This window comes from Lysinibacillus capsici (assembly GCF_020217405.1).
Taxonomy (GTDB): domain Bacteria; phylum Bacillota; class Bacilli; order Bacillales_A; family Planococcaceae; genus Lysinibacillus; species Lysinibacillus capsici.
In genome coordinates, this window is sequence record NZ_CP084108.1 from 2,916,109 (window position 1) to 2,930,192 (window position 14,084).

The window sequence follows — 14,084 nt, forward strand, 5'->3', positions numbered from 1 at the left end:
CCTTCGTTTCGTGGGTATTCTATGGCGAAGCGCGGGTTTTTACCTTCGCTCCGCGGGTATTTTTCATCCAGCAATTGTAAAAGGCTTTAAAATTCTAGCCCTTTCACCGCTGGAATTCCTTCATCATAATAATGCTTTGTCGCCTCAATGGTTGACACTAAATCAGCCATTGCTAGTAAGGCCGGATTCGCACTTCGTCCTGTGACAACCAAATGCATTGTAGAAGGGCGGTGTTGGATTGCCTCGATGACTTCTGCTAGGGGAAGGACATCATCGATTGGAAACTTGGTGATCGCTAGGGCATTGTTCAGTTCATCTAAGACCAATAAATCAATGCTGTCATCCTGTAGAGCTGCCTTCGTTTTTTTCCAAGCCTTGGCTAATGCAGCACGATGCTCCTCAGGTGTTTTTGTCCATGTAAAACCTATGCCCATCTGTTCCATTTCTACGCCTAGCTTACGAAGGGCAATTTGCTCTCCATAAGTACGTTCTGGGGATTTGATAAACTGCAGATAACGCACATTTAAGCCTCGACCAACTGCACGCAATGTAACACCAAGAGATGCTGTCGTTTTGCCCTTACCTTCACCTGTATATACTAAAAACAAGCCTTTTCTTGCCATGCTGATAGCCTCCTTACAGCCATGTTGTCTTTTCTGCAAACGGTGTTCGTTTCTTGTCGGTTTGTTCTTGCTCCTGTGGGTAGCCAATAAATATTGTACCGACTACTTTTTGAGCGTCGCTTGCACCAATAAACGTATGCATACGAGGATCATGTACGAGGCCAACACCACGTGTACGCCAAACAAAGCCAAGACCTAGCTCCTCTGCTGTCAACCACATAGACATAATGGCACTACATACAGCAAAGATATTATCTTCTGTCGCATCTGTGTCTCCCTCTACTATGTCAGCTGTCACCACAATGGCTACAGGGGTTGTTTGTACAACCTTTAATGAACTTTCCACTAAATTTGGCTTCGTGGGAAAACGTTCTTGTAAATAAGCACTTGCCAATTCTTCATAACGCTTCATGGCTTCATCTTGAATGACATAAAAATGCCAGGGCTCACGCATCCGGTCATTCGGTGCATAGGTTGCTGCCTGTAAAATTTGCTCAATTTTTTCTTTCTCTACTGGTTGTGTCGTGTAATTACGAATCGCTCGACGTTTTTTTAATGCTTCAATGACTGTCATAGTGCTTCCTCCTTGTGCGCTTATAAGAAATGATTATGAAAAGGTAAGTCCTTGCTCTTCAAACCATTGAATTTTTTCACGTACATTGACAACCTCGCCAACAACAATCATAGATGGGTTATGGTACCCTTCACGTTCAATGATGCTGGCTATCTCATCTAGCGGCCCTGTAATCGTGCGTTGCTGAGCAGTTGTTCCCCACTCAATGACCGCTACTGGCGTTGTTGCCTTCCGACCATTTTCGATTAATTTGCGAGCAATGTAGGCAATATTACCGACGCTCATATAAAAGGCAACGGTATCTATACCCGTAGCTAAAGCGGGCCAATTCAAAAAATCTTGTCCTTTTTCTTCACGACCATGTCCAGTTACAAGGGCAAAGCTTGTCGCGAAGTCTCTATGTGTAACTGGAATTCCTGCGTATGCAGGAGCTGCAATTCCTGCTGTAATCCCCGGAACGATTTCATAGGCAATGCCATGATTTTTTACTATTTCAGCTTCCTCTGCGCCACGTCCAAAAACAAAGGGATCGCCACCTTTTAGGCGTGTAACAATTTTACCTTCTTGTGCTTTTTCAACGAGCAATGCATTTATTTCCTCTTGAATGAGATGATGCTTCCCAGGTAATTTGCCACAATAAACGAGCTCCGCATCCTTTTTTGCAAAATCAAGCAATTTAGGATTTACAAGACGGTCATAAGCAATTACATCAGCCTTTTGAATACATTCCAGTCCATACACAGTAATGAGCTTCGGATCGCCAGGACCTGCTCCCACGATATATACGATTCCATCCTTCATTGCGCTGCTCCCATCAATAGTTGTTGTAAATATGCTTCTCGTCGATCGATCTCACCCTGACGTGTCCATTCAAGGATGTTTGGCTCTAGCAATGCTTGTAATGCCGCACGTCTTTGTGGACCTTTATCATACTTAGCAGCAATCATTAATCGAGCTTGCTGTAAAAAGCATACATAGTCATCATAAGCATCATCGAATTGCTCTTCTAAATCTGCTTTAATCTTGCGGGCTAGACTTGGGCTTGCTCCCGATGTCGAAACAGTTACCACCAATGGACCACGGCGAACAGTAGCAGGCGTAATAAAATCACTTTCACTTTGTTTATCTGTTCGGTTGATTAATTGCCAATGCTGTGCTGCTTCTTGAACGGCTTCGTTAACTGCTGTCACATTCGTTGCAGCGATAATGAGAATGGCGTCATCTAAATCACGCGGTTCAAATTCCTTTTGCTTCCAAGTAATTTGCCCTGACGCAGCAAGTGACTGTAATGTGTCATGTAAGGTTGGACTGACAATGACGATGTTTGCCTTTGCTGGTAACAGGGTTGCTACCTTCTGCGTTGCCACGTGACCGCCGCCTACAATCACTACTGTTTTATATTCTAGATTGATATGAATAGGAAAATAATTAGTCATTACTTTTCACCTTCTTACAAGCTGTTAACCAATTGTCAACTAGCTTTGGGTTTGATACAAAATGGAAATGAGTATAGCCAGCCACTAAATTTCCTTCTTGATAGCCTTCTTTCTTTTTGCCAAAACGACCAATCGTTTCATAGGCTGCTGTATTGTGAGAACCACTATATTTGGAATAATGGAACTCATGGCCCTTCGCTTGTTCCTCAGCGCCAATTAAGAAATTATCGGCTGTGCCAAAAATTTCACGATAACCAAGTGCTGCTAGTTTTGTTTGCATCGCCACTTCTCCAGGAATTACCCCTACCATGTCATAGCGGTCGCCATGACTATTTGTAATGGCCTCTGTTAAATACATAAAGCCTCCACATTCAGCTAATGTTGGAAGACCTTTCGCAATGACTTGACGAATAGAGTCTTTAACGACTGTATTGGTAGCAAGTGACTCTGCAAATTCCTCAGGAAAGCCACCACCAATATACAAGCCATCAGCTTCAGCTGGTACAGGCTCATTCGCAAGCGGTGAGAAAAACTGTAGTGTCGCACCTTTCGCACGTAACAAAGCCAAGTTTTCTTCATAATAAAAATTAAAAGCTGCATCTCTTGCAACCGCTATACAAATATTTCGTGAAGGCTCCTCCCGAAATAAATGGCCTGATTCTTGCAAGATAGGAGCCTTTGTTAAATGTATTAATTGATCCAAATCAATCGTTTCCGCCATCAGGTTCCCTAGTTTATCAAAAAATGAATCTAGCTCTCCTCTTTCAATAGCAGGTACTAACCCTAAATGACGACTCGGGATACCGATCCCTTCCTCACGCTTTAGGTAGCCAATAACAGGAATGCCGCATTCTTGTTCAATAGCTGCCTTCGCAATTTCGTAATGACCAACACTACCAACCTGGTTCGCAATAACACCAACGATATTCGGCTTATCTGATAGTAATTGGAAGCCTTTCACAACTGCTGCTACGCTACGTGCCATGCTAGCGCAATTGACAATTAAAATAACAGGGCTCTCTGTCACTACGCTAATATCAGCAGCAGACCCAGCATCAGATAAAGGGCTTTTACCGTCATAAAAGCCCATCACCCCTTCAATAATGGACACATCTGCATCTCTACTTGCACGTGCCACAATATCACGGACTGCTTCGTGTGAAAACATCCAGCTATCAATATTACGTGATATTCTGCCCGTTACAGCTGTATGATAGGTTGGATCGATATAATCAGGACCGCATTTAAAGCCCTGCACCACGTTTCCTTTGTTTTGTAGTGCTTTCATCAGTCCAATGGTAAAAGTAGTTTTGCCTACCCCACTACCTGTACCAGCTAGTACAAAGCGATTTGTTTGCATGGACTTCCTCCTTAAAATAGGTATCTAGCAACCGAAATCGTAGCATTACCCGATTTTTTCTTCTCTAATAGAAGTGATGGAACCTGTGCATAGCGCATAGCTGCTGGTTCACTCACGCCGTATGCACCTGTATATTGAAAGACTGTTTCAGAGGGTGATGGAAATTCGATTTCATTTAATTCATCCGGTGTATACGTAACGAACTCCCAATCATATTTCTTCGTAATCTCTAAGAAACATGGCTCATCTTTCTTCAAATCAATCGTGCATAACGCTTTCACACTTTTTTTTGAAAGCTTTAGCTCTGCCAAGGTTTCATCGATTACTTGTTCAATTTCCTCTAACGATGTACCACGGTTACAGCCCATTCCTAATACAATGGATTTTGGTCGATAAATAACACCGTTTTCTAGAAGAACCTCTTCTTCAGGTTCAATGATTCGATCTGTTATTAATAATGTGGCATGGGGAGTTGCTTGGATAGCTGCCTGTGTGGACGGATAGATCTTAATTTGCTCTGGCATCGGTGTATCACGCATCCACCAATCCCGTTCGCCTGTTTCCTGTACAATGGCTACATGTTCCTCATTTACAACAGATGCACTAACTGGTGTCAATTTATCCGCACTATCCCATACCCAGCCAAAGCGGGCTCCAAATAAATCAACTGGAATCGTCTTTTGCACATCAGAAGCCGTTGTAATAATCGGATTTGCACCAAGTGCAGCTGCCACCTCGTGTGTGAGCTCATTGGCACCACCTAAATGCCCTGATAATACGCTAATAACATTTTCCCCTCGATCATCAATCACCACAACACCAGGGTCTGTCTTTTTATCCTTTAAAATCGGCGCAATCATTCGTACAACTGCCCCTAGTGAAATAATTAATATCAACCCTTTATATTGCTTAAATAGTGTTGGCAATAGCAGGCGCACTGTTCCTGTAAATAGTTGAATATGCTTTTCTTCTTCATCGCCTTGTTCAAATTTACTCATATAATATAAATCACTTGCTGCAAAGGTTTGCTGCAGACGACGTCCTATTTGGACACCATGCTTCGTAATGGCTACAACGGCATAAGAATTACGTTGATCAACCTCTGGTAACACACCCTCTTGTAACTCAATCACTTGTCTTCACACCTTTTCTAAAGCCATGTGTAAAGCTTGCATCATATAACTTCGAACGATATTGATCTTTATCATGAATGTTCGGATCTAGCGCCCAGCCCGCTAAAATCATCGCATGCTTACGAATACCATTCACACGCATCGCTTCATCTAACTCGATTAAAGTCGTTCGTACGATTTTTTGATCGGGCCATGAAGCACGTTGAATAACTGCTACAGGCGTGTCATCAGCCCAACCAGCACTTTGTAGCTCTTTAACAATTTTCTTCGTCAGCGTTGCACTAAGGAATAAGGCAATTGTACAATGGTGGCTCGCTAAATCACGCAGCTTTTCAAATTCTGGTACAGGTGTGCGCCCCTCTGCACGTGTTAGAATAAGGGTTTGGGTTAGATCAGGAATTGTTAGCTCAGCTCCGATAGCAGCGGCCGATGCAAATACAGAGCTAACTCCTGGAATGACTTCATACCCAATGCCTTCCTTTTTTAATAGCGCAACTTGCTCCATAATGGCACCATACATCGCTGGGTCCCCTGTATGCATACGTGCCACTGTTTTACCAGCATTGACCCGGTCCACCATCACAGCAACCATTTCCTCCAAATGCATACCAGCTGTACGAATGACCTCCGCATCTGGCCTAGCTTTCGCAATAAGATCCTCACTCACTAAAGAATCTGTATACATGACAACGTCCGCTGTTTGTAACATATGTAAACCTTTGACTGTAATTAAATCTGGATCACCAGGACCAGCGCCGACAATATAGATTTTCTTCATTATTTACGCACCACCATTAATGTTAAATATTCTAAATCGACCCCATCCAACTCACGCACATCCCAAATGATTTCTTCATCAGATGTTACCTTTGTCACCACGGATGCTTTATCTAATAAATCTAAATCGCGTAGCACTTCAAGCATTAAATCAATTACTTTCGCCACTTTAATAAAGACAACAGCATCATGCGTTTCAATCGCTTCACGCATTGCTTCGTAATTGTCATACGCAGGAATAATCGCAACACGATCATCGCCATCCGCTAACGCAATACCTAAGCGCGATGCAGAGCCATTAAACGAAGAAATTCCTGGTACCGTTCGAATTTCGACATCCGGATGCTTGTCCTGCATTAGCTTCATCATATGAATAAACGTACTATACAATAATGGATCGCCCTCTGTAACAAAGGCTACATCTTTGCCTGCTTGTAATTTTTCGTAGACAAGTTCTACTGACTTTGTCCATTCACGTTCTAGAACAGCCTCATCTTTTGTCATTGGGAATACAAGACCAAGCATATCTTTTTCTTCTGGATTAATATACACATCTACAATACGATGGGCATAGCTTTTACTGCCTTTTAGTTTTTTGGGGTAAGCAATAACAGGTGATTCCTGAATCACTCGAAATGCCTTTACTGTAATTAATTCTGGATCGCCAGGACCAACGCCCAAGCCATATAAAATTCCTAGATTACTCATGATTTTCTTCCTTTCGATAAGCGGAAATAATGTATATTGGATTTAATGGCACAAAGCGTGTCATATCTAAAATTGGTTTACTGCGTGCAAGCTGAGCCTGTAAAATGTCAACAGCAAAACCACAAGCTTTAAAAGCCTCAACAGCTTTATATAAATTTTCAATGGTCGCTGCATTTAATACAATGCGCCCATTTTGCTTTAAACGCTGGCAGCATAATTGCAGTAACTCAACCATTTCACCACCAGTGCCACCGATGAAAATGGCATCAGGGTCTGGAAAGTTGTCTAAACCCTCTGGTGCTTTACTATGAATAGCCGTTATATCGACTCGAAACTTTTGTTGGTTTTGAAGACAGTTTTCTAAATCAGGGGCATTTTTTTCTACAGCAAAAACTTGTCCCTCAGGAGCAAGCTTACCTGCCTCAATGGCCATTGATCCCGTACATGTGCCAATATCCCAAATAATGCTATCCCGTTGAAGCTGCATGGCTTGCAAACTTAAAACTCGAATTTCTTTCTTCGTAATAAGTCCTTTATCTGGCTTTCGTTGTGAAAATTCTTCATCATCAATCCCGAGTGTGTAGCGTTTCGGTGCTATTGTTTGTTTTAAAATCACGACATTTAAAGGAGAAAAATGAGTAACTTCCATTTCGTCGAGCGAGTACCAGCCACTTTTTTCGTTGTCGCCCTGTAAATTTTCAGCTACAAATGCACGATATTCCGTCATTCCAAAATGCTTTAGATATTTAGCAAGAGCATTCGGACTATTCTCTGCATCTGTTAGAAGTGCTACTTTCTTTTTGTTATCAATTCGCTGTGCCAAGCCCTTCATTGGTCGTCCATGAATACTCGTTACGTAAGCATCCTGCCAGCTCTCTCCCATTTTCGCAAAGGCAAGCTGGACAGAGCTCATATATGGATAAACCTCTATTTGTAGCTTTTTTGCTAAATAGCCTCCGACGCCATAAAATAATGGATCCCCAGATGCAAGAATCACGGTATTTCTTGTTTCTTCAGCCAATCTTTCAACAAGTGTTGAAAGACCTCCTTTTATCAGGATTTTGTCACCTCTAAAGTTTGGGAAAAAATCAAGTACTCGCTCACCACCAACAAGTACCTCACAGTCTTCAATCCACTGAAGGTATTGGGGTAATAAGCTTGCTAATCCGTTATCCCCGATCCCAATCAACTTCATCGATCGATGCAATGTCATCAGCCCTTCCTAATAATTGTCCCTGCATCGAATAGATCGATGTGGAAAGCGTTAAACCGCCCTTAATATGATGGATAGAGGAATAGCAACAGGCCTCACATAAACGATGGAAGAACGCATCATAGCCCTTCTCCATCATCATCTCACCTACTTGTGAAGCTGTATTTGCCTCCAGAACTTGTGCTATCGTTTCTCTATCTGCCCCTATATCCTCTGCCAGTTGTGCTAAAAAATTAAAATCGATTGGTGCACTTTTGGAATGCACCATCATGACTCCTTGTGCGACTTTAGAAAATTTCCCCATCATCCCAACGAGTGAAACTTGTTTGATGCCTAGACGCTTACAATGCTTTAATGTAAAACCTACAAAGTCACCCATTTCAATAAACGCTTCTTCTGCTAGATGTGGGTATTGTTTCATCGCAAACTTCTCACTTCGTCCACCTGTTGTCACGACTAAATGCTCACAGCCAGCCTCTTTCGCTACACTGATGGCTTGGACAATACTGGCCATATAAGCAGAACTCGAAAAAGGCACGACGGTTCCCCTTGTGCCTAAGATTGAGATGCCCCCAAGTATACCGAGTCGTCCATTTAACGTTTTTTTAGCAATCTCCTCTCCCTTAGGTACAGAAATCACCACATTCACGCCTCGAGTAATGTGAAATTCGTCCAACACACCTTGGACCGTGCTATAAATCATTTTACGGGGTACAGGATTAATGGCTGCCTCTCCGACAGGCACTGGCAGGCCAGGCTTTGTGACACGCCCGACGCCAATACCTCCATCTAAATGAATCCCAGGTGTATCTGCCCAGCTCACTGTGCCAACGATGAGTGCCTGATGGGTCGCATCAGGATCATCACCAGCATCTTTAATCGTTTCACAGCTGACAGCATTTTCTTCAAATATGCATTTTTCAATTGTAAAGGTTGCATCTCGACCAATAGGTAAATGAATCGTGCTTGTCTCTTGCTCCTCCTTGGTAATAAGGGCAAGCAGTGCAGCCTTTGATACAGCAGTTGCACAGGCTCCCGTCGTATAGCCGTGACGCATGTCCTTGGGGTCCTTTTTTGGCTTCCGCTCCATTATTTTCTCGCCTGTTCATCCGCTAAAAGTGAGATGGCATTTAAAGCAGCAACCGTCACTGTACTACCGCCTTTACGACCAACATTTGTAATGTACGGAATCCCCTCAAGTTTAAGCAGCTCTTCTTTTGACTCAGCTGCTGACACAAAACCAACAGGCATACCGATAATTAAATCTGGTTTTGCTAGCCCTTCTTTAATTAATCGAATCAATTCCAGCAATGCAGTTGGTGCATTACCAATGGCATAAATACCACCTTCATGTAATTTTGATGCCTTTTGCATCGAAATAATGGCACGTGTTGTATTTTGTTTTTTCGCTTCGATTGACACATCTTCATCCGCAATATAGCAATGCAAATCACCACCATGTTTTTGGAAACGCTTTTTACCAGAGCCACTTTCAATCATTTGCACATCTGCTATGACATGACGTCCTGCAAGAATAGACTTGATACCCGCTTCAATCGCACCTGGTGTAATGATGACACTACGGCCTAGCTCGAAATCAGCTGACGCATGGATAATGCGACGTACAATTTTCCATTCATCTTCTGAGAAGTCATGCTCGCCCATTTCCTCTGCAATAATAGAGAAACTGTAATCGTAAATTTTATCTGGGTCTACCGTTAATGGTTTAAAATCTGTTTTAAAATCCATGGGAAATGCCTCCTAAATTGTATGTTCAACAGCCTGTAATACTTCTTCAAATGTTGAATATTGTTGGCCGTATTGTATATTTGGTCGTGCAATAAGAATCGTTTCAATCTGGCATGCGAGAGCTGCCTCTAGCTTCTCATCAACTGAGCCCACTTTACCGCTTTCCTTGGTAATCATCAACGTCACTCCGTATTGACGAAAGAGAGCTTCATTTAATTCCTTTGAAAACGGACCTTGAATAGCCACAATATCTCGCTGCGCCACACCAAGTGCCTCACATTTTTCCATATTATCCAGTCGTGGAAGCATACGAGCGATTACTCTTGTGTTTTCTAAGCCCTGTAAAACCCTTGTAAATGTAGCGAGTGTTTTACTACCTGTTGTTAGCATAATGACACCGCGTTTTTCTGCAGCTAGCTGAGCTGCCTCCTCATAATCCTTTACAACAGTAATCAAAGGATGGGCATAATGTTCATGAGCTCTTTCATAGCGAATATAAGGAATCTTTGCCTGCTCTGCCGCTGCCATCGCATTTTTAGAGGCTTCCTCCGCAAATGGATGAGAAGCATCTACCACCAATTGATAGCCCTGCTCTGTCATGATGGTCGCCATTTCCTCAGCTGTCAGTCTACCGATTAAATGTGGCAGGCCAACGTCAGCAAGACTAGAGGCTGCCGATTCAGTGACGACCGTAGCGGTTACTGCATAACCTGCACGTTGTAATGCTAGGGCTAGATCCCTTGCATCACTTGTTCCTGCTAACATGAAAATCATTTTACCGGCTCCTCTTCATGATGATGGTCATGGTCGTGATGATCATGATGGTGATCGTGATGATGCGCATGATCGTGATCATGATGGTGATGATGATGTGCATGTACTGCCGCATAGGCACGATATTCTTCTAGATCTTGCATACCTGTTGATGTACCGTTGATTGCCTGTTCAATACGCTCTAATAAAACATTTTGTAACCGTTCATGGTAGCCAAAATAGTTAGCAATTTGAATATCACAATCTGGGTAAAGTTCAGTAAACTTCTCACACATACCATGCATGCGCTCCATCAGAATGCCTGTGAATAAAAAGTATGGTAACATGATGATTTTTTTTGCACCTAGTTTGACACAACGTTCAATTCCTTCTTCAACTCGTGGATCTGTGACACCCATAAAAGCACTTTCTACGTATTTTACAGGCAGTTTTTCCCATAGAAGTCGCGTGATCTTATAAAAATCACCATTAGCAGATGGATCACTGCCACCTCGTGCAATCAATAAAATCGCTGTTTCTTCCTGCTCTTGTTCTGAATTAAAGCCAATTTCAGCTAGGCGATCTTGTAAAATGGCAAAGATTTCATCATGGATACCAATTGTTTGACCATATGTGAAGGTAATCGTTGGATAATGCTCACGCGCATGCTCGATTTCCGCTGGAATATGCAGTTTTGAATGGCCTGCATGCAGTAAAATGATTGGAATTACATGTACCTCTGTAGCTCCCTTTTTCACACAGTTTGTAATACCTTCTTCGATGTTCGGTGAAGCAAATTCAAGGAAACAAGTTTCCACTAAAAATTGTTCATCAATACGCGGTGTCATTTGTTCAATAAATGTACGAACCTCATCATTTCCTGCTGCTAAACGGCTCCCATGGCCGACAAATAAAATAGCTTTCATCTCTCTACTCCTTACTAGTCGCCGCACGGAGCTGGCTCTACTTTTATTTTGGAAGACATATCTTGATACGTAAAATGTAGTATCTTTTTCACACGTTTAAAATATTTAAATAAGCGTTCATTTGGATGAGCATTTGCTTTATATTCTTCAATAATATCTGTAATGAGTGGTATCAACTGCTCAGGCTCCAGCCCTTCTACAACAGGCTGTGCTGCGTGAGCCGTACGACCGACTGGTTTTGCTCCAATAAAGACATCAAATTTACTTTTGCGGTAGACGATGCCAATATCATCAAATACAGCCCGATAACAGGCCATACCACAGCCATTAAAGCCGATATTTAATGTCTTCGGTAAGGACATACCGCCTAGTTTTTCTTGTATTTCCTCTGCATATGGTATCGAATCAGCCTTTTCACCGTAGCAAAAATCACAAGCCTTCAGTGATAACACATCACCAATTGGGGTTAATAAAAATCCTACTTCCTGTAATTTCTCTGTGATCTGTTCAGGGGAAGTCGTTGGTATTTTCAAATGAATTTGATGGTCTGGTGTGTATTCCATCGTCCCCTCATCCCCAACAACCTCTGCTAACGTCATCATTTGCTGGGGAGTAAAAAATTTATTGGCTACTCCAGGGCTTACTGCTAGTTCAAATATAGATTCTATTTTTTGCTGTACAAGCTTCGGTGTTACTTTGACTGCGCTTGTCCCTTTTACCATTGCAAGTGCCGCTGTAGCCATTTCAAGAGCTGTTTTTTTCGGCTTTGGCGTAGCGGCTATACTGGGTTTATTAAAGCGCCCTGCATTAGGGTCAGCCATAAAGTCATTTCGCGCTGTTCCTGTCTCTTGGTTCATTGCCCAAGGTTCATTTTCTTCGCGTAAACGTTGATGTGGACGTAATGGCTGTTTCTCTTCACCCAGGGTATATTTACGTTGGTAACCGCGGGGCGTAATCATCTTATTGTCATAGAAAAATGTTGACGAATTCCCGATAATTACAGTTGTCAGCATACCAATATCATGTTCTAGCATTTCAGCTAGTGTTGTCATGGTTACTTCTTGACGTTCTCGATAGGCACTTTTCACAAGCCCAACTGGTGTGTCTGGCGAACGATATTCTAAGAGAATTCGCTGAGCCTCGACAATTTGTCTTGTTCGACGACCACTTTTAGGATTGTATAAAGCAATGACAAAGTCTGCCATTGCAGCTGCCTCGACACGCTTTGCAATTAAATTCCAAGGTGTTAGATGGTCACTCAAGCTGATTGTACAAGCATCGTGCATAATAGGTGCACCAAGTATGCTAGCGCATGAATTAATCGCAGAAATCCCAGGAACAATTTCTACTTCAATTCCTGTTGCTTCTGTCCAGCCTAGCTCAATTAACACCTCATAGACTAAACCCGCCATGCCATAGACGCCTGCATCACCACTCGAAATCACCGAGACGATGCTCCCTGCTTCGGCTTGACGAACGGCTTCCTGTGCACGCGACACTTCTTCTGTCATGCCTGTACTAACAATCGATTTTGCACTTACTAAATCTTGAATCAGCTCTACATAGGTTTTGTAGCCTATAATCATATCACTTTGTTGTAAAGCCTCTACTGCACGTGTCGTAATATGCTTAAAATCTCCAGGTCCAAAGCCTACTACGAAAATTTTTCCTTTTTGCGCCATGTTGTTACCCCTCTTTCACCTTTTCGATCCCTTTAATGGCAGTTGTTTGAGCAGTACGCTGTAATGTACCTTCACGAAGTGTAAAGACATGTTCGTTGTATAAGGATTCATGATGTAAATCTTGTACTAGTGTTCTAGCATGCTCTGTTGATGGCACACGATACCAGTTCCCTTGGGGGTAAGCGATTACCACACAAGCATCCTTGCATCGTCCATTACAGCGCGTTCTTGTCGTATGTATTTCTTGATCGAGTGCTTGCCGCTGTATCTCATCTCGAATGGCTAAGGTAATTTCCTCCCCATCCTTTTTCATGCAGCTACTGCCATTGCAAATAAAGAGATGTGTTTTCATCCCCTCTAAATTCCAAGTTGTCATCTTCTGTCTCCCCTCATTTGCTTTTTGGAAAAAGAAAAACCTTTACTCTATAACGAAGAGTAAAGGTTTTGTAGAAGCCAAATAAAAACGAATAGAATGAAATACAGGTACTCGCTTTCGCTTCAACTTCTCCCTCCGAAAAGTTTGCATGCACAATCAAATAAGCAGGTTTCCTGACTTAAGCTTCATTTTACTGTCGCACCTTCCCAAGTTTGCACCAGTGGCTTTGCGATTTCATCAGCTATTACAGTAGCGGGGGCTGTATTGGATTTTCACCAATTTCCCTATTATCTCGAGCTATTCGAGCACTTATTGACATTTTATATGAAATTTTTATTAGAATTTTAAATAGAAAACTGTCTTTATCATATCTTATTTTTTTAAAATTTCAATATTTCTTTAAAAATTTATGACAAATTTATCAATTTTGAATGGAACTAGGTATGAAATTTATACAATCTATAAAATATTTGCGCACAACTCGTTATCAGAATATTCACTATTGACCTTTAATTAAAAAAATTTATAAAAGGTATAGCATATTTATGGAAATTCATGTTACACTTTGTCGTGAAATCTCACAATTTGAATGTTTTTCGGTGCAAAGTGCTTGTCATTTTGCTTAAAAGGGAAGCCGGTTTAAGTCCGGCGCGGTCCCGCCACTGTAATAGGGAGCTTTATAGAATATGTCACTGTCCAACGGATGGGAAGACCTATAAAGCATTGAACTAGAGCCAGGAGACCTGCCGAAAAATAAGTGATCGTTTCAGCCTA

General features: G+C 42.1%; 15 protein-coding genes and 2 riboswitches. All 15 genes read right to left on the reverse strand.

Annotated features, from left to right (window positions below; genetic code table 11):
- Positions 1-86: 86 nt before the first annotated feature.
- The 15 genes from LCP48_RS14415 to LCP48_RS14485 are packed head-to-tail and all read right to left on the reverse strand — an operon-like array spanning position 87 to position 13,310.
- Positions 87-623 (reverse strand): cob(I)yrinic acid a,c-diamide adenosyltransferase, encoded by a 537-nt coding sequence (locus LCP48_RS14415; protein ID WP_048392354.1) that lies wholly within the window; start codon positions 621-623, stop codon positions 87-89.
- A 13-nt stretch (positions 624-636) separates the two neighbouring features.
- Positions 637-1,197, reverse strand: coding sequence for a nitroreductase family protein (locus LCP48_RS14420; RefSeq protein ID WP_225340308.1), 561 nt, complete (start codon positions 1,195-1,197; stop codon positions 637-639).
- Positions 1,198-1,230: 33 nt separating this feature from the next.
- The gene (gene cobA / locus LCP48_RS14425) at positions 1,231-1,998 is read right to left on the reverse strand and encodes a uroporphyrinogen-III C-methyltransferase (RefSeq protein ID WP_004231320.1); all 768 of its coding nucleotides are present in this window, start codon (positions 1,996-1,998) and stop codon (positions 1,231-1,233) included.
- Positions 1,995-2,633, reverse strand: a complete 639-nt coding sequence (locus tag LCP48_RS14430; protein WP_004231318.1) for a precorrin-2 dehydrogenase/sirohydrochlorin ferrochelatase family protein — start codon at positions 2,631-2,633, stop codon at positions 1,995-1,997. The genes cobA and LCP48_RS14430 overlap by 4 nt, the downstream gene beginning before the upstream one ends.
- Positions 2,626-3,993 (reverse strand): cobyrinic acid a,c-diamide synthase CobB, encoded by a 1,368-nt coding sequence (locus LCP48_RS14435; protein WP_004231317.1) that lies wholly within the window; start codon positions 3,991-3,993, stop codon positions 2,626-2,628. Before LCP48_RS14435 ends, LCP48_RS14430 begins: the two co-directional genes overlap by 8 nt.
- Before the next feature lie 11 nt (positions 3,994-4,004).
- A complete protein-coding gene (locus tag LCP48_RS14440) occupies positions 4,005-5,126 on the reverse strand; it encodes a cobalt-precorrin 5A hydrolase (protein ID WP_004231314.1) in 1,122 nt (373 codons plus the stop codon).
- Positions 5,119-5,904, reverse strand: a complete 786-nt coding sequence (cobM, locus tag LCP48_RS14445; RefSeq protein WP_004231312.1) for a precorrin-4 C(11)-methyltransferase — start codon at positions 5,902-5,904, stop codon at positions 5,119-5,121. The genes LCP48_RS14440 and cobM overlap by 8 nt, the downstream gene beginning before the upstream one ends.
- Positions 5,904-6,611: a precorrin-2 C(20)-methyltransferase gene (gene cobI / locus LCP48_RS14450; protein WP_004231310.1), complete on the reverse strand. Its 708-nt coding sequence runs from the start codon at positions 6,609-6,611 to the stop codon at positions 5,904-5,906. The genes cobM and cobI overlap by 1 nt, the downstream gene beginning before the upstream one ends.
- A complete protein-coding gene (gene cbiE, locus LCP48_RS14455) occupies positions 6,604-7,824 on the reverse strand; it encodes a precorrin-6y C5,15-methyltransferase (decarboxylating) subunit CbiE (protein WP_202341163.1) in 1,221 nt (406 codons plus the stop codon). Before cbiE ends, cobI begins: the two co-directional genes overlap by 8 nt.
- Positions 7,781-8,914 (reverse strand): cobalt-precorrin-5B (C(1))-methyltransferase, encoded by a 1,134-nt coding sequence (locus LCP48_RS14460; protein ID WP_004231305.1) that lies wholly within the window; start codon positions 8,912-8,914, stop codon positions 7,781-7,783. The genes cbiE and LCP48_RS14460 overlap by 44 nt, the downstream gene beginning before the upstream one ends.
- Positions 8,914-9,573 (reverse strand): precorrin-8X methylmutase, encoded by a 660-nt coding sequence (locus LCP48_RS14465; RefSeq protein ID WP_225340309.1) that lies wholly within the window; start codon positions 9,571-9,573, stop codon positions 8,914-8,916. Before LCP48_RS14465 ends, LCP48_RS14460 begins: the two co-directional genes overlap by 1 nt.
- A 12-nt stretch (positions 9,574-9,585) precedes the next feature.
- The gene (gene cobK / locus LCP48_RS14470; protein ID WP_004231302.1) at positions 9,586-10,347 is read right to left on the reverse strand and encodes a precorrin-6A reductase; all 762 of its coding nucleotides are present in this window, start codon (positions 10,345-10,347) and stop codon (positions 9,586-9,588) included.
- Entirely contained in the window at positions 10,344-11,252 is a 909-nt protein-coding gene (locus LCP48_RS14475; protein WP_225340310.1) for a sirohydrochlorin chelatase, read from the reverse strand. Before LCP48_RS14475 ends, cobK begins: the two co-directional genes overlap by 4 nt.
- 14 nt (positions 11,253-11,266) lie before the next feature.
- Positions 11,267-12,934 carry a precorrin-3B C(17)-methyltransferase gene (gene cobJ, locus LCP48_RS14480; protein WP_216486083.1) on the reverse strand — a complete coding sequence of 556 codons (1,668 nt, stop codon included), beginning with the start codon at positions 12,932-12,934 and terminating at the stop codon, positions 11,267-11,269.
- A gap of 4 nt (positions 12,935-12,938) precedes the next feature.
- On the reverse strand, positions 12,939-13,310 hold the full coding sequence (locus tag LCP48_RS14485; RefSeq protein WP_004231296.1) for a (2Fe-2S) ferredoxin domain-containing protein: 372 nt from the start codon (positions 13,308-13,310) through the stop codon (positions 12,939-12,941).
- A gap of 146 nt (positions 13,311-13,456) precedes the next feature.
- Positions 13,457-13,638: riboswitch (cobalamin riboswitch) on the reverse strand.
- A 252-nt stretch (positions 13,639-13,890) separates the two neighbouring features.
- A riboswitch (cobalamin riboswitch) is annotated at positions 13,891-14,075 on the forward strand.
- Positions 14,076-14,084: the final 9 nt, after the last annotated feature.

What these genes read in the sequence shown, in the direction of transcription:
- LCP48_RS14415 (WP_048392354.1), bottom strand. Translation starts at nt 623, where the DNA reads ATGGCAAGAAAAGGCTTGTTTTTAGTATATACAGGTGAAGGTAAGGGC.
- LCP48_RS14420 (WP_225340308.1), bottom strand. Translation starts at nt 1,197, where the DNA reads ATGACAGTCATTGAAGCATTAAAAAAACGTCGAGCGATTCGTAATTAC.
- cobA (WP_004231320.1), bottom strand. Translation starts at nt 1,998, where the DNA reads ATGAAGGATGGAATCGTATATATCGTGGGAGCAGGTCCTGGCGATCCG.
- LCP48_RS14430 (WP_004231318.1), bottom strand. Translation starts at nt 2,633, where the DNA reads ATGACTAATTATTTTCCTATTCATATCAATCTAGAATATAAAACAGTA.
- LCP48_RS14435 (WP_004231317.1), bottom strand. Translation starts at nt 3,993, where the DNA reads ATGCAAACAAATCGCTTTGTACTAGCTGGTACAGGTAGTGGGGTAGGC.
- cobM (WP_004231312.1), bottom strand. Translation starts at nt 5,904, where the DNA reads ATGAAGAAAATCTATATTGTCGGCGCTGGTCCTGGTGATCCAGATTTA.
- cobI (WP_004231310.1), bottom strand. Translation starts at nt 6,611, where the DNA reads ATGAGTAATCTAGGAATTTTATATGGCTTGGGCGTTGGTCCTGGCGAT.
- cbiE (WP_202341163.1), bottom strand. Translation starts at nt 7,824, where the DNA reads ATGACATTGCATCGATCGATGAAGTTGATTGGGATCGGGGATAACGGA.
- LCP48_RS14460 (WP_004231305.1), bottom strand. Translation starts at nt 8,914, where the DNA reads ATGGAGCGGAAGCCAAAAAAGGACCCCAAGGACATGCGTCACGGCTAT.
- LCP48_RS14465 (WP_225340309.1), bottom strand. Translation starts at nt 9,573, where the DNA reads ATGGATTTTAAAACAGATTTTAAACCATTAACGGTAGACCCAGATAAA.
- cobK (WP_004231302.1), bottom strand. Translation starts at nt 10,347, where the DNA reads ATGATTTTCATGTTAGCAGGAACAAGTGATGCAAGGGATCTAGCCCTA.
- LCP48_RS14475 (WP_225340310.1), bottom strand. Translation starts at nt 11,252, where the DNA reads ATGAAAGCTATTTTATTTGTCGGCCATGGGAGCCGTTTAGCAGCAGGA.
- cobJ (WP_216486083.1), bottom strand. Translation starts at nt 12,934, where the DNA reads ATGGCGCAAAAAGGAAAAATTTTCGTAGTAGGCTTTGGACCTGGAGAT.
- LCP48_RS14485 (WP_004231296.1), bottom strand. Translation starts at nt 13,310, where the DNA reads ATGACAACTTGGAATTTAGAGGGGATGAAAACACATCTCTTTATTTGC.